The following is a 19458-nucleotide window of genomic DNA, read 5'->3' as shown; positions in this document are numbered from 1 at the left end:
ATTCGAGAACGTTCGAGGCCATCCACGACACGTTGCTCAAGATCGTCGACCGGCTGGGTTCGCTCGAACCCGGCGAGCCGGTCGAGGCGATGAGCGAATTGCTGGATGCGGCACCGGTCGAGCCGAGCAACTGGCGCGGCGTGCGGCGACCCAAGATGGCCGTGGACGCGCCATCGATGGATATCGATCAGCCCCTGCCATTGACTGGGGACTTGGCCGATCTCGATGGCCGTGCCGCCGCCATCCTGCGCAACGAGCCGGGTGCTCGTAGCGATCTGGGCGGCCTGGGTATGGGAACGCGCACGCCGGCCGAAGCCGCAGCGGCTGCGGCCATGGCTGCTCTCGGCTCCGACACAATTGTCGAGAAGAACGAACAGGCGGGCGGCCGTAGGTCGATGTTCGGCGGACTGGCCCGCGCCTTTAAGGGCAAGAAGGAGGCGGACATCCCGCCACTGGCCGGCTCTGCGCCGACTGCCCCGATCCCGAGCGTCGATCTCGACGAACCGCTCGATCCGAAAATGGCCAACCGGCCGCTGGAGCCCGGTTCCGGCGCACCTGACCTCAACGCCATCATGAAGCGCGTGCGCGACGAGCGCGGCCAGCCTGCCAAGCCCAGCGACACCGACGCCGCGAAGTCGGATTTCATCGCCGCTGCCCGGCGCGCGGCCCAGGCCGCGGCCGCCGAGGCCGATGCGCTGAAGCGCCAGTCGACGGTGACCGGACCGGTGAAGGCACTGCGGATCGGCGACCTGCTCAAGGCACGGCGCAAACCGATCCTGATGGGGACAACCGCGATCCTGCTGGCACTGGGCGCCCTGCAACTGGGCAAGGCCTTCTTCGCCGATCCGGCCCAGGTGGCGAGCAACGATGTTGCGCCGATCGTCGCCTCGCAGCCGGTGCAGACCGCCTCGCTCGATGCCGCCGGCCAACCTAAGATGGACGCGCAGCCCGCGGCAGTGGAAAGTGCGCCTGACCACACCGTCAGGCAGGCCGAGCCGTCCGCACCGGCAACCAAGGACGACATGGCCGCGCAAAGCATGATTGCCACGCCGCCAGGCGCCGAGCCGCCGATGGATGCCGCGCCGACCGCAGAGCCGGTTCCCGCGCCCGTCGCCTCGATTACATCGGCCGATGCGAACCCGGCGATGTCCGGGACGACAGCCTCGGCTGCGCCGGCCTCGACCGTTCCGGTCGCCGCGGAAGCCGCCGACACCGACGCGCAGCCTATGGCGACTGAGCCGACCGCCGCTAAGGACACCACGGGCGCGGTTCCGCCAGCGGACGCTTCGCCGGCGACGACGGCAAAGTTCGACATTCCCGCTGACGCCGGCCCTGCCGCCTTGCGTGATGCCGCCGCCAGCGGCGACGCCAAGGCGCTGTTCGAGATCGGCTCGCGCTATGCCGAGTCGCGCGGCGTCAAGGAAGACATGGCGGCAGCGGCCAAATGGTACGAGAAATCGGCGGAACTCGGCTTCGCGCCGGCCGAATACCGCATCGGAAACTTCTACGAAAAGGGCATCGGCGTCGCGCGCGACATCAAGAAGGCGAAGACCTGGTACCAGCTTTCCGCAGCACAGGGCAACGCCAGCGGCATGCACAATCTGGCCGTCTTGTTCGCCATGGCGGCAGACGGCGTGACCGACAATGAATCGGCCGCGCACTGGTTCCAGGCGGCCGCCGACGTCGGCGTCAAGGACAGCCAGTTCAATCTCGGCATCCTCGCCGCCAAGGGCGTCGGCATGAAGCAGAACCTCGAGGAATCCTACAAATGGTTCGCGCTCGTCGCCAAGACCGGCGACAAGGATGCCGCTGCCAAGCGTGACGAGATCGCCAATGCGCTGCGGCCAGAGCAGCTCGAACGCGCCCGCGCCGCGACCGAACTGTGGAAGGCCAAGCCGCTGGATGCGGCGGCCAATTCGGCCGACATTCCCGAATCCTGGCAGGACGGCGCGCCGCAGACGACAGCCAGCATCGACATGAAGAAGGCCGTCCAGAACATCCAGCGCATTCTCAACAAGAACGGCTACGACGCCGGCGGCGCCGACGGCAAGATGGGCCAGAAGACGAAGACCGCGATCATGGCTTTCCAGACCGACAACAAGATGCCGGCGACCGGCGAAGTCGATGAAAAACTGGTCAAGGCGCTGCTGGCGCGCAAATAACGGCAGAGGCGTCGTTTCCACGACGCCCTTGCCACACATTCGCCTGTTAACTGATTGAGATGTTTTTTGTTTCGGCGGCGTAGCGCGGTTTGACTTCGCAGCACCTCCGGGGCAAGAACGAATTGGCTTGTCGGGTCAAGATGCCCGCAACGGTTGCATTCGCCGACAGGCAGAACTGATCGAGACTGACGGGTGGGCATCTATCTCCCGATCGCGGAAATTTCCGTCAATATCTTCGTCCTGCTGGCCATGGGCGCGGCGGTGGGTTTCCTGTCGGGCATGTTCGGCGTCGGCGGCGGCTTCCTCATCACGCCGCTGCTGATCTTCTACAACATCCCCCCGGCGATCGCGGTCGCCACGGGCGCCAACCAGGTCATCGCCTCCTCCGTCTCCGGCGTCCTTTCGCACATGAAGCGAGGGACGCTCGACTTCAAGCTCGGCGGGGTATTGCTGGCCGGCGGCATTGTCGGTTCCACCGGCGGCATCTTCGTCTTCGCCTTCCTGCGCCGCCTCGGCCAGCTCGACCTGTTCATCTCGCTGCTCTACGTCGTGCTGCTCGGCACCGTCGGCGGACTGATGCTGGTCGAAAGCGTCAATGCGCTGCGCGCCACGCGCAGCGGTGCGGCGCCGGTGCTGAAGAAATCCGGTCAGCACAACTGGATCCACCGCTTGCCGCTGAAGATGCGCTTCAGGGCCTCAAAACTGTTCGTCAGCGTCATCCCCGTCCTTGGACTTGGCGCCGGCATCGGCTTCCTGTCGTCGATCATGGGCGTCGGCGGCGGCTTCATCATGGTGCCGGCACTGATCTATCTGCTGAAAGTGCCGACCAACGTCGTCATCGGCACCTCGCTGTTCCAGATCATCTTCACCTCCGCCTATACGACGCTGGTCCACGCCACCACCAACCAGACGGTCGACGTCGTGCTGGCCTTCCTGCTGATGGCGGGCGGCGTCGCCGGTGCGCAGTACGGCGCCAAGGCAGGCCAGCGGCTGCGCGGCGAGCAACTCAGGGCCTTGCTGGCGCTGCTGGTGCTGGCGGTGGCGATACGATTGGCGATCGATCTTTTCGTCACCCCGCCCAACCTCTATTCGCTGTCTGCCGCGGGCCTCAACTGATGAAGGCTCGCAACACATTCGCAACCGCCATTCTCCTGACGCTGCTTGCGGCCGCCGTGCCGGCGAAGGCACAGGTTCCGCTGACCGAAGGCATCCAGATCGGTCTCTCCACCGATAATGTCTCGATCACCGCCGGCTTTTCCGGGGCCGACCTGACCATTTTCGGTTCGCTGGAAAACCCGGATCCACTTGTCGCGCGCCAAGGCCGCTACGACGTCATCGTCGTGCTCGAAGGTCCGCCCAAACCGGTGGTGGTGCGCCGCAAGGACAGGGTGCTAGGCGTCTGGGTCAATCTGGATTCCGAGACCTTCGAGAACGTGCCGGTCTCCTATTCGGTGGCGACGACGCGGCCGCTGCAGGACATCACCGAACCCAACAGCTACAAGCAGCTGTCGCTCGGCGCCTCCAACCTCTACATGCAGCCCGCCGATGCCGGCGACAGCCCGGCGACGATCGAGGAATTCACGGCCGCACTGCGGGAGCGCAAGTCGGCGACCGGCCTCTACAGCGAGAATGTCGGCGGCGTGCAATTCCTGTCGCAGAACCTGTTCCGCGCCACAGTGAGGCTGGCGCCAAATGTGCCAGTTGGAACCCATAAAGCCCGCGCGTTCCTGTTCAAGAGCGGCCTGTTCATCAAGGAAAGCTCGGCCCAGCTCGAAATCCGCAAATCCGGTTTTGAACAGTCGATCTTCCGTATCGCCCACAATTATTCGTTCCTCTATGGCGTCTTCGCGATATCGCTGGCCATGCTGACCGGCTGGCTTGGAAGGCTGATCTTCCGGCGGGATTAATGCATGTCGCCCAAAGGTGGCCCCGCTTTTGGGCGAGCGACATGCATCGAATCAAGACCTGAAGTGCGTCGCGTGAATCCACTCAAACGCGACGCACTTCAGAACTTTTCCCGAAAAGTGGTTTCCCTTTACCGGGGCATGCGGTAGACCGCGCTCCCCAGCCAAATGGCAGACACAAACAATTCGGTTCGGCAGCGCAGCCCGTCCCCGGGCAGCGCGCGATTTCTCGGCGCCTGTCGGCTCGCCGACGACAAATACAGGAACTTGTCATGCGACCAGCCTTCGGCGGCATCGACTTCGGCACTTCGAACTCCACCGTTGGCGTGGTCCGCAACGGGCAGCCGCGCCTCGTCGCCCTGGAGGACGGCCAGGTGACACTGCCCAGTGCCGTGTTCTTCAACTTCGAGGACAACCGCACCTGCTTTGGCCGTCACGCCATCGCCAACTACACCGACAGCATCGAAGGCCGGCTGATGCGTTCGCTGAAGAGCGTGCTCGGCAGTTCGCTGGCCCATGAAAAGACCCGCATCAAATCGCGGTCGATCGGCTTCATGGACATCGTCGGCATGTTCCTCGGACATCTCAAGATGAGGCTGGAAGCAGATGCCGGCGATACGGTCGAGACCGTCGTTCTTGGCCGGCCGGTGCAATTCGTCGACGACGATGCCGAGGCCGACGCGAAGGCGCAAAGCGAACTCGAGAACGCCGCCCGTGGCCAGGGCTTCAAGCACATCGCTTTCCAGTTCGAGCCGATCGCGGCGGCGCTCGACTACGAACAAAAGGTGACATGCGAGGAACTGGCGCTGATCATCGATATGGGCGGCGGCACGTCGGACTTCTCGATCGTGCGCGTCTCGCCGCAGCGCTCCCGGTCGCTCGACCGCAAGGACGACATCCTGGCCAGCCGGGGCGTCCATATCGGCGGTACGGATTTCGACCGGCTGCTGAGCATCGCCCATGTCATGCCGCAACTCGGCTATTTGACGCCGACCAAGGACGGCAAGCGCAATCTGCCGGCAAGCTACTTCATCGACCTCGCGACATGGCAGCGCATCAACCTGGTCTACACCGCCAAGGCGATGACGCATCTGCGCCAGATCCGCTACGAGGCCGAGCGCGCCGACCTGGTCGACCGTTTCATCCACATCGTCGAACACCGCTATGGACACGCGCTGGCCGCACTTGTCGAAAAAGCCAAGATAGAGCTGACCGACAGGTCATCCGCGGAGGTCGTGGTGAAGCTGCCGGGTGCGGAGTTCGCGGCCGAAATCACGCGCAACGGGCTGGATGCCACGATCGCCAGGGACATCGAGCGGGTCACGGCGACGGTAGCGCAGACCATCCGGGACGCTGAGGTGAAGCCATCCGACATCACCGCGGTGTTCCTGACCGGCGGATCGACCGCGATCCCGCTGGCAAGGCGAGAAATCCTGTCGCTGGTGCCGCAGGCATCCGTCATCGAAGGCGACATGTTCGGCTCGGTCGGACTTGGCCTGGCGCTGGATGCGCAGCGAAAGTTCGGTTGACCGGGTCCATTGATATTCAGGTGATGCCGGCCTGCAAATGGCTGATACCTGCGCTTCCGGTGCTCACGTACTTTAAGTACGCTCCGCTCCGGTTCTCGGCATCAGCCATTTTCGACTCGGCCTGACCTGAATCTCAGCGAACCCTCGCCGTTGATCCGACGTACCCAGATGCGCCTTGAGCGCAATCTGGGCCAGGCTTGCCTGGCGATCGCGATGGGTGATCATGGCGAAGTCGCGTTTCGGCAGTTGGAGCGGCACCGACCTCAGACTGCCTTCGGCCACGGCGCGTGCCACGACAAGTTCGGAAATGATGGTGGCGCCGGCCCCCGCCTCGACGGCCTGGCGAATAGCTTCATTGCTCGGCAGCACCAGGAATATCTGGAGGTCGGCGAGCGAAATCCCTTCGTGGCGCGCCAGATCCTCCAGCACCTCGCGCGTGCCGGAACCGCCCTCACGGATGATCCAGCGCAGGCCCTTGATGTCAGGGCGGCCGGGCGCGACTTCGGGGATCTCCGGATGCGCGCTGGCAACCACCAGGATCAGCCTGTCGACGTCGACCTTGGTGCGGCGCAATATGTCGGACTCGGTGCGCCCCTCCACCAGGCCGAGATCCGCCGCGCCATCGAGGACATTGGCCTCGACCTGCCTGGTGTTGCCGATGGAGACGCTCAGCCTGACGGCCGGATAGGCTTCGTGGAAGGAAGCCAGCCGGCGCGGCAGCCAGTAGCTGGCGATAGTCTGGCTGGCGGCGATCGAGAGGCTGCCGGTGACGGTCTGCGAGACATGCTCCAGCACATTGCGCGCGGCGGCGGCCCGCTCGAGCACGGCCTTGGCCTCGGGCAGGAACCGGTGGCCGGTCTGGGCAAGCTCGATGTTGCGGCCGACGCGGTTGAACAGATGGACGCCGTGCTGTTCTTCAAGCGCCCGGATGGCGGCCGATGCGGCCGACTGCGAAATGCCCAGCAATTCCGCCGCCTTGGTCATATGGCCGCGCTCGGCGACGGCGACGAAAATGCGCAACTGGTCCAGGGTCATGCCTGTATTAAGAACCAATATCGATCGAATTTACAAGAACAACTGATTAGACGGATCGGTAGCTTTATTCTAAGTTTCCTCGTGAAGTTAGAAAAAATTCGCCGAGAGATCGCAGAGAGCAGAATGATCGGGCGGTTCAGATCCCTGCTTGCGCATTGGACCCGCGGCATAAGACGGCGGCTGGCCGGCGATCGCTACCACCCGGAAGAGCATTACATGCGCGGCCCCGGACCGAAGACGCGGGCCAAATCCATGGGCCGTACAGGCGCCACCGGATCATGATGCAGGGACCGCCGCGCGGCGCGAATTCGGCACCATCGCAACGCCCGCTTGCCGACACGCGGGCGCCTGACGAAGGCGACGGCGTCGACACCTCGCCTGATGTTTCCGACAGCATCGCCAAGACGACCTGCTACATGTGCGCCTGCCGCTGCGGCATCGACGTGCACATCAAGGATGGCAAGGTCCGCTACATCAACGGCAACAAGGACCATCCGGTCAATCGCGGCGTGATCTGCGGCAAGGGCAGCTCCGGCATCATGCAGCACTACGGTCCGGCAAGGCTGAAGAAGCCCTTGCTGCGCAGCGGGCCGCGCGGCTCCGGCGAGTTCCGCGAGATCGAGTGGGAAGAGGCGTTTTCGATCGCGACGGAACGGCTCTCGGCCATCCGCCGGACCGACCCCAGGAAGCTGGCCTTCTTCACCGGCCGCGATCAATCCCAATCCTTGACCGGCTGGTGGGCGAGCCAGTTCGGCACGCCGAACTTTGCCGCCCATGGCGGCTTCTGTTCGGTCAACATGGCGGCCGGTGGTCTCTATACGATCGGCGGTTCGTTCTGGGAGTTCGGTGAGCCCGACTGGGACAACACCCGGTATTTCATGCTGTTCGGGGTCGCCGAGGATCACGATTCCAACCCGATCAAGATCGGCCTCGGCAAACTCAAGGCGCGCGGCGCCAAGGTCGTCTCGATCAACCCGTGCCGCACCGGCTACAATGCCATTGCAGACGACTGGATCGGCATTCGGCCCGGCACCGATGGGCTGTTCGTGTTCGCGCTCATCCACGAATTGCTCAAGGCGGGCCGCGTCGATCTCGATTATCTGCTGCGCTACACCAATGCCCATGTTCTCGTCGTGCAGGAGCCGGGTGCCGCCGATGACGGGCTGTTCGTGCGCGACGCCGACGGAAATCCGCTGGCGTGGGACAGGGTTGCGAAGACGCCTGTCGGCGCCACCGATGCCAGTGCGAAGCCGGCACTGACGGGCAGCTTCACGATCGGCGGGCGCCGCTGCGTCCCGGTGTTCCAGCTCATCGCCGACCGCTACCTCGATGCAAGCTATGCGCCGGACGCGGTCGCCGAGCGCTGCGGCATTGCCGCCGATACGATCCGCAGGATCGCCGCCGAACTTGCGCATGTCGCCTTCGAACAGACGATCGAGTTGCCGATCGCGTGGACCGATTGGGCCGGGCGCCGGCACGAGACGATCAAGGGGCGGCCTGTCTCGATGCACGCCATGCGCGGCATCTCGGCCCATTCGAACGGCTTCCACACCTGCCGCGCCATCCATCTCCTCCAGGTGTTGCTGGGCACTGTGGATGTCCCTGGCGGCTTCCGTTTCAAGCCGCCCTACCCCCGCTCCGCGCCGCCAGGACCGAAGCCGGCCGGCAAGACCGTCAAGCCGATGACGCCGCTTGACGGCATGCCACTCGGTTTCGTCTGTGGGCCGGACGATTTGCTGGTCGATGAGGCCGGCACGCCGCTTCGCCTCGACAAGGCCTATTCCTGGGACGCACCGCTGGCGGCACACGGCCTGATGCACACCGTCATCCGCAATGCCTGGGACGGCGACCCGTACCCGATCGATACACTGATGATGTACATGTCGAACATGGCGTGGAATTCCTCGATGAACACCGTCGAGACCATCGCCATGCTGACCGACAGCGACGAAGCGGGCAACTACAAGATCCCCTTCATCATCTATTCCGATGCCTATTATTCCGAGACCGTGCCGTTCGCCGACCTCGTGCTGCCCGACACCACCTATCTTGAGCGGCATGACTGCATCAGCCTGCTCGACCGGCCGATCAGCCATGCCGACGGACCGGGCGACGCCATCCGCCATCCCGTCGTCGAACCTGACCGCGACGTCCGGCCGTTCCAATCGGTGCTGATCGAACTCGGCGCGCGGCTCGGCCTGCCCGGTTTCGTCAACGACGATGGCTCGGCCAGATATGCCGACTACGCCGACTACATCGTCAACCATGAGCGCACATCAGGCATCGGCCCGCTCGCCGGCTGGCGCGGCAAGGACGGGACGTCGACTGGCAGGGGCGAGGCCAACCCGGACCAGATGCAGCGCTACATCGACAATGGCGGCTTCTGGCACCACGATTTCGCCGACGACCAGCGCTATTACAAGATGGCCAACCGCTCCTATCTCGATTTCGCGGAGCAGATGGGCTTCATCCCCAAGGCGGAACCGATCGTCTTCCAGCTCTATTCCGAGCCGCTGCAGCGTTTTCGCCTGGCCGCACGTGGGCACGGTCACGTCTTGCCGCCAGAGGCCGATCGCCAACGCATCGAGACCTACATGGACCCGCTTCCGTTCTGGTACATGCCCTTCGAGGAAGCGGTCGTCGACCTCGAAAAATTTCCCCTGCATGCGCTGACGCAGCGGCCGATGCACATGTACCATTCCTGGGGATCGCAGAATGCGTGGCTGCGGCAGATCACCAGCCAGAACCGGCTGTTCGTGCATCACCGTACGGCAGCTGGCCTCGGCCTTGTCGACGACGACTGGGTGTGGATCGAAAGCATCAACGGCAGGGTGAAGGGGCAGATCAAGCTGATCGACGGGGTCAACGAAAGCACGGTCTGGACCTGGAACGCCATCGGCAAAAGGCGCGGCAGCTGGGGGCTGAAGGACGACGCGGCCGAGAGCAACCGCGGCTTCCTGCTCAACCATATCATCGGCGACCAGACCTCGGCTGACGCTCAGGGCAAACGCTATTCGAACTCCGATCCTGTGACCGGCCAGGCGGCATGGTTCGATTTACGCGTGCGCATCGTCAAATGCGCGGCCGAAGAAGCCGGCTTCACCGAGCCGCAATTCGAACGTTTCCAGCAGCCACCGCATTTCGAACCCTCGCCCGACAGGCTGACTTTCGGCGCCGAATTCCGCCGGGCAAGAGAGACGACTGAATGACCTGTCTGCCAAGCCAAAGCGACAAGAAACTCGGCCTCGTCATCGACCTCGATACGTGCGTCGGCTGCCAGGCCTGTGTCACCGCCTGCAAGGAATGGAACACCGGCGGCCACATGGCGCCGCTGACCGACATCGACCCCTATGGCGGCCATGTCGACGGCGTTTGGTTCAACCGCGTGCACGCTTACGAGCACACGACCGAGATGGGCGGGCGCACCGTCAACTTCCCGCGCTCCTGCCTGCATTGCGAGACACCGGCCTGCGTTACCGTCTGCCCGACCGGCGCGTCCTACAAGCGGGCCTCGGACGGCATCGTGCTGATCGACGAGGACAAGTGCATCGGCTGCAAATTGTGCAGCTGGGCCTGTCCCTATGGCGCACGCGAATTCGACACCGATGTCGGGGTGATGAAGAAGTGCACGCTGTGCGTCGACCGCATCTACAATGACAATCTGGCCGAAGAGGACCGCGTACCGGCCTGCGTCGCCGCTTGCCCGACCAGCGCCCGCCATTTCGGCGACCTCGGCGATCCCCTGTCGGCTGTGTCGCAACTGGTGGCGGAGCGCGGCGGTGTCGACCTGATGCCCGAGCTCGGCTATCGCCCGACCAACAAATATTTGCCGCCGCGCGCCCACACCGCGCGCGCCGCATCGGTGGCCGCGCCGGCATTGGAACCGGTGCGGGCCGAAGGCGGTTTCCTCGGCTGGGTCGACCGCATGCTTTCGAACTGACCCATGCATCCAGCCTTCTCCGTCGTCTTCTTCACCACCGCCACCGGCGCCGGCTACGGCCTGCTGGCGCTGCTGGGCATGTTCGGAGGCTTCCAGATCATCCCGCCTGATTTCTGGCTGGGCCTTGTCGGCATGGGCCTGGCACTCGGTCTCATCGTGGCCGGGTTGTTGTCTTCAACGGGTCACCTCGGCCGTCCCGAACGCGCCTGGCGGGCGTTCTCGCAATGGCGCAGTTCATGGCTGTCGCGCGAAGGCGTCGCCTCGGTCATCACCTTCATTCCGGCGGGGCTGTTCGGCATCGGCTGGGTGTTTCTCGGCCGCATCGATGGCTGGGTCGGCATCGCCGGATTTCTGGCTGCCATCGGCGCGGTCGTCACCGTCTGCACCACCGGCATGATCTATGCGTCGCTGAAGCCGATCGCCCAGTGGCACAGCCGCTTCACCCTGCCCGGCTACCTCATCTTTTCGGCGATGACCGGCAGCGTGCTGCTGAACGCGCTGCTGCAGGGCTTTGCGCTTGGTTCGAAGGTACAGCTGGCGGCTTGCCTGCTGCTGACCTTGTTCGGCTGGGGCTGGAAAGTGGCGACCTGGCGCTACAACGACCGATTGGAGATCGCGACCACCGCCAACACCGCAACCGGGTTGGCCGGCGGTACAGTGCGGTCGCTGGAATGGCCGCATACCGAGGAGAATTACCTGCTCAAGGAGATGGGGTTCCGCATCGCACGCAAGCATGGCGCGCGGCTGCGCCAGATCACGCAGGTTCTGGCCTTCGCGTTGCCCTTGGGGCTGCTCGCCATTGTGTTCGCCCTGCCAGGGCCGCTGGCAGCGTTGCTGTCGATACTTGCTGCTGCAATCCAGTTCGCTGGCATGCTGGTCGAGCGCTGGCTGTTCTTCGCCGAGGCGAAGCACACGGTTACGCTCTACTATGGCAGGTAAGGCTGTTTAGCCCGGCCGCAGCATCGAGCCGGAAATGGCAAAGATGCGTTGGGCGCCCAGCATATAAGCCATCAGCGTGTCCAGCCGGAACAGCCCGGCATAGGCGTGGTCGAGGACGTTGAGCGAACCGGTATAGGCGCCGAAGGCCGGCATGATCATGCGGCCGCCGTCGCCGGCAAAGCAGCGCCGCCTCACCGAGCGTCCCTGCTGGACTATGCGGGCGCAGGGATGCAGATGGCCCGCTATTTCGCCTTCGACACGCTGCTTCGACGGCTCATGCCGGAACAGCAGCGAGCCTATAGCAAGTTCACGCACCGTTTCGCCGGGCAGATCGGCTGGCGCTTCCGGGTCATGGTTGCCGGCGACCCAGAACCAGTCTCGGCCTGCCATCAGCGCTTCCAGCCGCTCGCGGAAGCTTGCATGCATACGCTGGGCGCCGCCGCCATCGTGAAAGCTGTCGCCCAGGCTGATGACGATCGACGGCTGGTAATCTGATATCACGGCCTGAAGCCGCAACAAGGTCGCGCCGGTGTCGTAGGGCGGGATCAGCGTGCCGCGGCGTGCCAGCGACGAACCCTTTTCCAGATGCAGATCGGACACGGCCAGAAGCCGCAGATCCGGAAAATAAAGCACGCCGCGTGGGTCGCAGACGGCGCGCTCGCCTGATATGCCGACAAGGTCGGCCTCGGCAATCAGCGATGTGCGCGCCAGCGAAAAATTCATTCCTCAGCCATTTCCGGCCCCATGGCCTCCTCGACCAAAGTCGCCGCATCCATCAAAAGCGTTTCATCGGCTTCGCCATGGACCGGCATCTTGCCGATCTCGAGCATGATCGGCACGGCGAGCGGCGATATCTGTTCGAGTGCCTTATGCACGATTCGACCCTGGATGCGCGAGAGCATGTCGGCAAGTCTACTGACATCGAGCAGGCCGGTGGCCGCATCGGCACGTGTCGCCTGAAGCAGGATGTGGTCCGGTTCATGGCTGCGCAGCACGTCATAGATCAGGTCGGTCGAGACCGTGACCTGGCGACCACTCTTTTCCTGGCCCGGATGGCGTTTCTCGATCAACCCCGAAATCAGCGCGCAATTGCGGAAGGTGCGTTTGAGAAGCCAGCTGTCGGCCAGCCAGGCTTCGAGGTCATCGCCCAGCATATCCTGGTCGAAAAGGGCGCCAAGCGAAGGCTTCCTTGCTTTGAACATCGCGCCCATGTCGCCCAATGACCATATCGCCAGCGCATAGTCGGTGGCGACAAAGCCGAGCGGCCTGGCTCCCGCCCTGTCGAGACGGCGGGTGAGCAGCATGCCGAGCGTCTGGTGCGCCAGCCTGCCCTCGAACGGATAAGCCACCAGGTAATGGCGGTTGCCTCGTGGAAAGGTCTCGATCAGCAGGTCATCGCGTTTGGGCAGCACCGATTTGTCGGCCTGGAATCGCAGCCAGTCGGCGACCTGCTCGGGCAGCTTCTTCCATCGCTGCGGGTCGTCCAGCATGATGCGGACCTGTTCGGCGAGATAGGTCGAAAGCGGGAACTTGCCGCCGCCATAGTAAGGCACCTTGGCATCGCTGCCGGGCGCGTTCGACACGAAGCATTCATTCTCGCGGATGCCTTCGAAGCGCAGCACCTTGCCGGCGAACATGAAGGTGTCGCCATGCGTCAACGTTTCGAGGAAGGCCTCCTCGATCTTGCCGAGAACCCGGCCGCCGCGCGAAGCCGCGCCTTTGCCGCCGGCCTTGATATAGCGCACATTCAGCGCCGGCACCTCGATGATGGTGCCGACATTCAACCTGTATTGTTGGGCGACGCGCGGATTGGACACCCGCCAGAACCCATCCTTGTTCAGGCGTATGCGGGCGTAGCGCTCGTAATTCTTGAGCGCGTAGCCGCCGGTGGCGACGAAATCGATGACGCGGTCGAATGTCGTCCGGTCGAGGCTGACATAGGGCGCAGCCGTTCGCACTTCCTCGAACAGGTCATCGGCACGGAATGGCGCGCCGCAGGCGCAGCCGAGCACATGCTGGGCCAGCACATCGAGCCCGCCATCGATCAAGGGAGGCGTGTCCTGCGCGCCGAGATAGTTGGCGTCGAGGGCGGCCCGGCATTCCAGCACCTCGAAGCGATTGGCGGGAATGAGGATCGCCTTGGACGGCTCGTCCATGCGGTGGTTGGCGCGGCCGATGCGCTGCGCCAGCCGGCTCGCCCCCTTCGGCGCACCGACATGCACAACCAGATCGACATCGCCCCAGTCGATGCCGAGGTCGAGCGTCGAGGTGGCGACGATGGCGCGCAGTGCGTTTTCCCCCATCGCCTTTTCGACGCGCCGGCGCTGGGCGACGTCGAGCGAACCGTGATGCAGCGCGATCGGCAAAGTGTCCTCGTTGACCCGCCACAATTCCTGGAACAGCAACTCCGCCTGGCTGCGCGTGTTGACGAACAGCAGGGTCGTCTTGTGGCGCTTGATCTCGCGATAGATTTCCGGCGTGGCGTAGCGCGCCGAATGTCCCGCCCAAGGCACGCGCTCTTCGGAATCGAGGATAGAAATCTCCGGTTTCGCACCCCCGGTGACGACGATCAGTTCGGCCATGCTATGGCCGGTCGAACCCTTGGGCGGATTCTGGCTGACCAGCCAGCGCCGCAACTCGTCCGGTTCGGCCACCGTCGCTGACAGGCCGATCGTCTGCAAGCCGGGGACAAAGCTGCGCAGCCGCGCCAGGCCGAGCGCCAGCAGATGCCCGCGTTTCGACGTCACCAGCGAGTGCAACTCGTCGAGCACGACGTAGCGCAGATCCTCGAAGAAGCGTCTTGCATCGCCTGCCGCAATCAGCAGCGCCAGTTGCTCGGGCGTGGTCAGCAGGATGTCGGGCGGCACCAGCTTCTGGCGCTGACGCTTGTGGGCGGGGGTGTCGCCGGTGCGCGTCTCGATGGTGACGGGCAGGCCGATTTCCTCCACCGGCTTGCCGAGATTGCGCTCGATATCGACGGCCAGCGCCTTCAGCGGCGAGATGTAGAGCGTGTGGATACCGCGACGCGCCTGGCCCGGCTTTCTCTTGGGCCGGTTGGCCAGTTCAGTGAGCGAAGGCAGGAACCCGGCCAGCGTCTTGCCGGCACCGGTCGGCGCAATCAGCAGGACTGATTGCCCGGCCTGGGCTTTCGCCAGAAGTCCAATCTGATGGGCGCGCGGCGACCAGCCTTTCTCGCCGAACCATCTGAGGAATGGTTCGGGCAGGGCCACGGCGGCATTCTGTTCGGCAAGGCGCGGCTGCTCTGTCACCCGCCAGAGGTAGCGCGACGGCGCGCGAACGCCAAGGAAAATCGGAACAAAAGGTGATCGAGGTGAGCTTTCCTCGCCCCGTTTACGGGGAGAGGATGCCGGCAGGCAGGTGAGGGGCAGCGCGAACCTTCAAATGCTGGCACTGCCTCTCATCCGCCCTTCGGGCACCTTCTCCCCGTGAACGGGGCGAAGGAAGAAAGGCTACGGCCTCCTGAACCCGGTCGGACCGCCGTAAAGATATCCGATGCGGGCGACGGCGTCCTTCAGCCCTTCGCGCGACACCAGCATGGTGTGGCCGTTGGCGTGGATCATCGTGTCGGCGTCGGTCATGACGGCGACATGGCCCTTCCAGAACACCAGATCGCCGCGTCGCAACCCGGAGAAATCAGGTCCCGGTTCGAGCGGCTCGCCAAGTGTCGCCGCCTGCATGTCGGAATCGCGCAGCACGTCTTTGCCGGCCATGCGCATCGCCAATTGCACAAGGCCCGAACAGTCGATGCCGAAACCGGAAGTGCCGCCCCAGAGATAGGGCGTGCCGAGAAACGCCTCGGCAACCGCGACATAGTCGGAGGCAGCTTCACTCAGCGGCCGCAGGTGGCTTGCGATCAACGCCTCGCCGGAAGGCAGGACCGCATAGTGCGTACCGCGCGTCTCGGCGGCCTCCGTCACCGTCACCGTCGATCCCATCGACAATTGTCCGGCGATCGGAAAGCGCAGATCCGGCCCGGGGTAGAGGAAGGTGCGCGGCACGCAGACGATGTGCGTCGGCGCATGGTCCCGTTTGCCCAGCATCGTGTCGGCGACGTAGCCGACATAGCCGTCGCGTTCGGCCTGGACCCAGGCCCAGCCCTCAGCGACATCGAAGACCAGGACATCGTCGCCGAACAGCGCTTGCGTGTTGACGCCGGCGTCCGGCCGCGGCGCCTTGCGCATATCGGCCACTGACGCGGTGACCCGCGCCGGCCGGCCGGCGACGAAGCGCTCGGCGGTGACCTCGCCCTTCAGCCTTGCATCGGCGAGATCGGAGCGAAAAGCGTGAAGGCGGGCATCCCTGGCAGTCAAATCGAACACTCTGTTGAAAGGTAATGCGCTCACATCGGCAGTTCGAGCGCCTTGGCGATGATACCATCGCCGAAGCGCTCGACAAAGAGCGCGCCCTCGACCGTGCGCCTGATCAGCACATTGCGCTTGTCGAGTTCATCGCGGTGACGCGAAACGAGTTTCAAAGCGCCCATCGTGTCGAGCGCGCGGGTGATCACCGGCTTGGTGACATTGAGGCGCGCGGCGAGCCCGCGCACGGTGTGCGGTGGCGGGTCGAGATAGATGGTGAACAGGATCGCCGTCTGGCGCATGGTCAGATCGGGCGCGTCGTCGCGCACCTGTGACAGCATCACTTGCTGCCACAGTCGCAAGGCCTGGCTCGGGCGCATAGCAATCGACATCGCGCCAGCATGACGGCAAATTGTTTCGGTTCCGTTTCAGTCGAGGCAATTTTGCCGGCTCCGCCTGCAACCGTCAGCCGTAGCGTTTCGCGATGATCCGCTCTAGGGCGCGGATGCCTTGTGCCTCGCCGCCGGCGGGGCCATGCGGACGATCGGCCGGGTTCCAGGCGAAGATGTCGAAATGCGCCCAGCCCTCGGTCTTTTCGACGAAGCGTTTCAGGAACAGCGCCGCCGTGATCGAGCCGGCGAAACCGTCTGATGTGACATTGTTGATGTCGGCGATTTTCGACGACAGTTTTGCATCGTAGGGCCGCCACAGCGGCATGCGCCACAGAGGGTCCTCGGCCGCGACGGAAGCCGCCGCAAGATCGGATGCCAGCGCTTCGTCACTTGTGTAGAACGGCGGCAGATCGGGGCCGAGCGCGACGCGGGCAGCCCCGGTCAGCGTCGCCATGTCGACCAGAAGCTGCGGCTCCTCCTCGTCGGCCAGCGCCAGCGCATCGGCCAGCACCAGCCGCCCCTCGGCATCCGTATTGCCGATCTCGACAGTGATGCCCTTGCGGCTCGCAAGCACATCTCCGGGCCGGAAGGCGTTGCCGGCAATCGAATTCTCAACCGCGGGAATGAGCACGCGCAGCCGCACATTCAGCCCGGCAGCCATGATCATCGAGGCGAGGCCAAGGACATTGGCAGCACCGCCCATGTCCTTTTTCATCAGCAGCATGCCGGACGATGGCTTGATGTCGAGACCGCCCGTGTCGAAGCAGACGCCCTTGCCGACCAGGGTCACCTTCGGCGCCCCTTGCTGCCCCCATCGCATATCGATCAGGCGCGGCGCGCCGGCCGACGCACGGCCGACAGCATGGATCATCGGGAAATTCCGGTCGAGGAGATCGTCACCCTTGACCACCGAGACTTCGGCCTTGTGCCTGGCGGCCAGGGTCCGCACCGCCTGCTCCAAATCTTCTGGACCCATATCGCTGGTCGGCGTGTTGACCAGATCGCGTGTCAGGAAGACGCCATCGGCGATGCGGCCTACGCGCCCGCCATCGACGCCTGCCGGCAGGCCGAAGCGCAGCGCCTTGCCTGGCTTCTTGCCGTAACGGGTGAAGACATAGCCGCCGAGCAGCAGCGCGGTCGCCGCGAGGTCCGGCTCGGCCGGCGCCGAGGCGAAATGCCAGTCGCCTTCCGGCAAGGCTTTCGACAGCGCGCCAAAGGCGAGCGCGCCTTCGCCATCGCCGATACCAAACAAGGCGCCGCCGAGCGCCCCGTTTTCGCCGGGCACGACCAGCGTCCTGCCTGCCTCGCCGGAAAAGCCGTTGGCCCTGGCCCAGGCGACAGCGGCCGGCGCAAGGCCGGCCGCGTCCAGACCGTCCCTGGCGATCAGATGGACCGGCAGCGCGCCCGGCAATGTCTTCCCGACGAGTTCGACAGGCATGCGATGTTCTCCGTGTGAGTCGCCGTTCTTAACCGTCCGTTAGGGTTAACAGAATATTTCTGCGGGAGGGAAGACGGCCACGCAATGGCCGCGCACGAATGGAGGCTTAGGTGGCCATGCCGACCAACCGCAGGATCAATGCCAGGGGAAAACGGCTCATCACCACGGCCCTTGTGCTGGCGCTGGCGGCCGGCGTCGCCGGCTGCGGAACCGACAAGCTCTCCACCGGCTCTATCGCACGCACCAGCGGCAAACCGCTTGAAAGCATGTCGGCCGGCGAACTGCACAATGCCACCGGTGCACTTGGCCAATCCTACGCGAAGAACCCCAACGACAAGCGGATGGCGACGAACTATGCGGCGGCGTTGCAGATGGATGGCGACGCCGACCAGTCGCTGGCTGTGATGCGCAAACTCGCCATCGCTTTGCCCAAGGATCGTGACGTGCTTGCCTCCTATGGCAAGGCGCTGGCCGCCAATGGCCAGTTCGAGGCGGCGCTCGACGCCGTGCGCCGCGCTCAAACACCGGAATATCCCGACTGGAAGCTGGTGTCGGCCGAAGCGGCCATCCTCGACCAGACCGGCCAGAAGGACGATGCGCGCCAGCTTTACCGCAAGGCGCTCGACCTTAAGCCGAACGAGCCTTCCGTGCTCTCCAATCTTGGCATGTCGTATGTGCTGGAAGGTGACCTGCGCACCGCCGAAACCTATATGCGCTCGGCCGCGCAGCAGCCGAATGCGGACAGCCGCGTCCGCCAGAACCTGGCACTGGTCGTCGGCCTGCAAGGCCGGTTCGACGAGGCCGAGAAGATCGCCTCGCAGGAGCTCTCGCCCGAACAGGCGCAGGCAAACGTCGCCTATCTCAGGCAGATGCTGGCCCAGCAGAATGCCTGGAGCCAGCTCAAGGACCAGGACAAGCCGAAATCCGCGACCAACTGAGACCACAATCCCGATGCCCAACGAAGAAGCCGCGCTGCATGCGCGGCTTCTTCGTTTGAGGGAATGCAGGAATTTGCCTTGCCGCTACTGGGCGTTTGTTGCCGGCGCCGGATGATCGCCGAAGATACCGCGCTGGCTGACCTGAATGCCGGCGGGACCCAGGATGATGGCGAAGAGCACCGGCAGGAAAAACAGGATCATCGGCACTGTGAGCTTTGGCGGCAGGGCGGCGGCCTTCTTCTCGGCAGCATTCATGCGCATGTCGCGGCTTTCGGCGGCAAGCACGCGCAGTGCATGCGCCACCGGCGTGCCGTAACGCTCGGCCTGGACGAGCGCCTGCGACACCGACTTGACCGAATCCAGGCCGGTGCGGCTTGCCAGGTTCTCGTAGGCCTGCTTGCGCTCCGGCAGGTAGGAAAGCTCGGCGTTGGTGAGGATGAACTCTTCCGCCAGCGCCACCGATTGCGCACCGATCTCGTCGGCGACCTTGCGCAGTGCCGCTTCCACCGACATGCCCGATTCGACGCAGATAAGCATCAGATCGAGCCCATCCGGCCATGCCATCTGGATCGACTGCTTGCGCTTGGTGGCGCGGTTGTTGACGTAGATGACTGGCGCGTAGAAGCCGCCGTAAGCAACGAGGACGCAGACGAACAGCCTGATGACCAATGGCTTGTCGGGCAGTCCTCCGAGCGCGAAGATGTAGATTGCGGCCAGCGCGAAACCGACGAAAGGAAGTACGAGACGGAAGAAAAGAAACCGCGTCAGCGGATTCTGTCCACGAAAGCCGGCCACCTTGAGTTTCTGCAAGGTGCCTTCATCGGCGAGCGCGCGTCTCAGATCCAGCCGGTCGACAATGTTG

15 protein-coding genes are annotated in these 19458 nt (G+C 64.4%); 8 read left to right on the top strand and 7 right to left on the bottom strand.

The genetic code is table 11. The features are described 5' to 3' along the window. From EN964_RS04515 to EN964_RS04500, 4 genes are all read left to right on the top strand, one after another. On the top strand, positions 1–2162 hold a 2162-nt coding region (locus EN964_RS04515; protein ID WP_206528689.1), incomplete at its 5' end, for an SEL1-like repeat protein. A gap of 192 nt (positions 2163–2354) precedes the next feature. Beyond that, complete coding sequence (locus EN964_RS04510; protein WP_027039532.1) at positions 2355–3278, top strand: sulfite exporter TauE/SafE family protein; 924 nt, start codon at positions 2355–2357, stop codon at positions 3276–3278. Further along, a complete protein-coding gene (locus EN964_RS04505) occupies positions 3278–4069 on the top strand; it encodes a TIGR02186 family protein (RefSeq protein WP_127270392.1) in 792 nt (263 codons plus the stop codon). Before EN964_RS04510 ends, EN964_RS04505 begins: the two co-directional genes overlap by 1 nt. Before the next feature lie 269 nt (positions 4070–4338). Continuing rightward, positions 4339–5595, top strand: coding sequence for an Hsp70 family protein (locus EN964_RS04500; RefSeq protein ID WP_127267782.1), 1257 nt, complete (start codon positions 4339–4341; stop codon positions 5593–5595). Positions 5596–5667: 72 nt separating this feature from the next. Here the strand turns inward: EN964_RS04500 and EN964_RS04495 are convergent, their stop codons facing one another. Next, entirely contained in the window at positions 5668–6630 is a 963-nt protein-coding gene (locus EN964_RS04495; RefSeq protein WP_236383353.1) for a LysR family transcriptional regulator, read from the bottom strand. A 278-nt stretch (positions 6631–6908) separates the two neighbouring features. On the opposite strand from EN964_RS04495, the gene EN964_RS04490 reads away from it, so the two are divergent. Genes EN964_RS04490 through EN964_RS04480 form a run of 3 tightly spaced genes read left to right on the top strand, consistent with a single transcriptional unit; the run spans position 6909 to position 11509 of the window. Continuing rightward, complete coding sequence (locus tag EN964_RS04490) at positions 6909–9839, top strand: molybdopterin oxidoreductase family protein (RefSeq protein WP_164749455.1); 2931 nt, start codon at positions 6909–6911, stop codon at positions 9837–9839. Continuing rightward, the gene (locus tag EN964_RS04485; protein ID WP_127267783.1) at positions 9836–10570 is read left to right on the top strand and encodes a 4Fe-4S dicluster domain-containing protein; all 735 of its coding nucleotides are present in this window, start codon (positions 9836–9838) and stop codon (positions 10568–10570) included. The genes EN964_RS04490 and EN964_RS04485 overlap by 4 nt, the downstream gene beginning before the upstream one ends. A 3-nt stretch (positions 10571–10573) precedes the next feature. Beyond that, on the top strand, positions 10574–11509 hold the full coding sequence (locus tag EN964_RS04480) for a dimethyl sulfoxide reductase anchor subunit family protein (protein ID WP_127267784.1): 936 nt from the start codon (positions 10574–10576) through the stop codon (positions 11507–11509). Positions 11510–11515: 6 nt separating this feature from the next. Here the strand turns inward: EN964_RS04480 and pdeM are convergent, their stop codons facing one another. The 5 genes from pdeM to EN964_RS04455 form a co-directional block, all read right to left on the bottom strand. Then, on the bottom strand, positions 11516–12232 hold the full coding sequence (gene pdeM, locus EN964_RS04475; protein WP_127267785.1) for a ligase-associated DNA damage response endonuclease PdeM: 717 nt from the start codon (positions 12230–12232) through the stop codon (positions 11516–11518). Beyond that, positions 12229–14778: a ligase-associated DNA damage response DEXH box helicase gene (locus tag EN964_RS04470; protein ID WP_127270393.1), complete on the bottom strand. Its 2550-nt coding sequence runs from the start codon at positions 14776–14778 to the stop codon at positions 12229–12231. The genes pdeM and EN964_RS04470 overlap by 4 nt, the downstream gene beginning before the upstream one ends. A 201-nt stretch (positions 14779–14979) precedes the next feature. Beyond that, positions 14980–15840 carry a C40 family peptidase gene (locus EN964_RS04465; RefSeq protein WP_164748718.1) on the bottom strand — a complete coding sequence of 287 codons (861 nt, stop codon included), beginning with the start codon at positions 15838–15840 and terminating at the stop codon, positions 14980–14982. Between the two features lie 29 nt (positions 15841–15869). Then, on the bottom strand, positions 15870–16220 hold the full coding sequence (locus EN964_RS04460) for a MarR family winged helix-turn-helix transcriptional regulator (RefSeq protein ID WP_013533675.1): 351 nt from the start codon (positions 16218–16220) through the stop codon (positions 15870–15872). A 73-nt stretch (positions 16221–16293) separates the two neighbouring features. Next, positions 16294–17658, bottom strand: coding sequence for a M17 family metallopeptidase (locus EN964_RS04455; RefSeq protein ID WP_127269471.1), 1365 nt, complete (start codon positions 17656–17658; stop codon positions 16294–16296). 116 nt (positions 17659–17774) lie between these two features. On the opposite strand from EN964_RS04455, the gene EN964_RS04450 reads away from it, so the two are divergent. Then, positions 17775–18596: a tetratricopeptide repeat protein gene (locus tag EN964_RS04450; protein ID WP_127269472.1), complete on the top strand. Its 822-nt coding sequence runs from the start codon at positions 17775–17777 to the stop codon at positions 18594–18596. A gap of 84 nt (positions 18597–18680) precedes the next feature. Here EN964_RS04450 and EN964_RS04445 read toward each other — a convergent pair. After that, positions 18681–19458, bottom strand: a 778-nt coding sequence (locus EN964_RS04445; RefSeq protein ID WP_164775731.1) for a type II secretion system F family protein, incomplete at its 5' end; no start/stop codon positions are given.

This window comes from Mesorhizobium sp. M7A.F.Ca.CA.001.10.2.1, assembly GCF_003998575.1.
GTDB lineage: Bacteria > Pseudomonadota > Alphaproteobacteria > Rhizobiales > Rhizobiaceae > Mesorhizobium.
This window is presented reverse-complemented; position numbering and strand designations above follow the sequence as displayed.

Bases quoted from the DNA above. Each gene is read 5' to 3' on its own strand.
- EN964_RS04455 (WP_127269471.1), bottom strand. From the start codon at position 17,658: ATGCCTGTCGAACTCGTCGGGAAGACATTGCCGGGCGCGCTGCCGGTC.
- EN964_RS04460 (WP_013533675.1), bottom strand. From the start codon at position 16,220: ATGTCGATTGCTATGCGCCCGAGCCAGGCCTTGCGACTGTGGCAGCAA.
- EN964_RS04485 (WP_127267783.1), top strand. From the start codon at position 9,836: ATGACCTGTCTGCCAAGCCAAAGCGACAAGAAACTCGGCCTCGTCATC.
- EN964_RS04480 (WP_127267784.1), top strand. From the start codon at position 10,574: ATGCATCCAGCCTTCTCCGTCGTCTTCTTCACCACCGCCACCGGCGCC.
- EN964_RS04450 (WP_127269472.1), top strand. From the start codon at position 17,775: ATGCCGACCAACCGCAGGATCAATGCCAGGGGAAAACGGCTCATCACC.
- EN964_RS04500 (WP_127267782.1), top strand. From the start codon at position 4,339: ATGCGACCAGCCTTCGGCGGCATCGACTTCGGCACTTCGAACTCCACC.
- EN964_RS04490 (WP_164749455.1), top strand. From the start codon at position 6,909: ATGATGCAGGGACCGCCGCGCGGCGCGAATTCGGCACCATCGCAACGC.
- pdeM (WP_127267785.1), bottom strand. From the start codon at position 12,232: ATGAATTTTTCGCTGGCGCGCACATCGCTGATTGCCGAGGCCGACCTT.
- EN964_RS04495 (WP_236383353.1), bottom strand. From the start codon at position 6,630: ATGACCCTGGACCAGTTGCGCATTTTCGTCGCCGTCGCCGAGCGCGGC.
- EN964_RS04505 (WP_127270392.1), top strand. From the start codon at position 3,278: ATGAAGGCTCGCAACACATTCGCAACCGCCATTCTCCTGACGCTGCTT.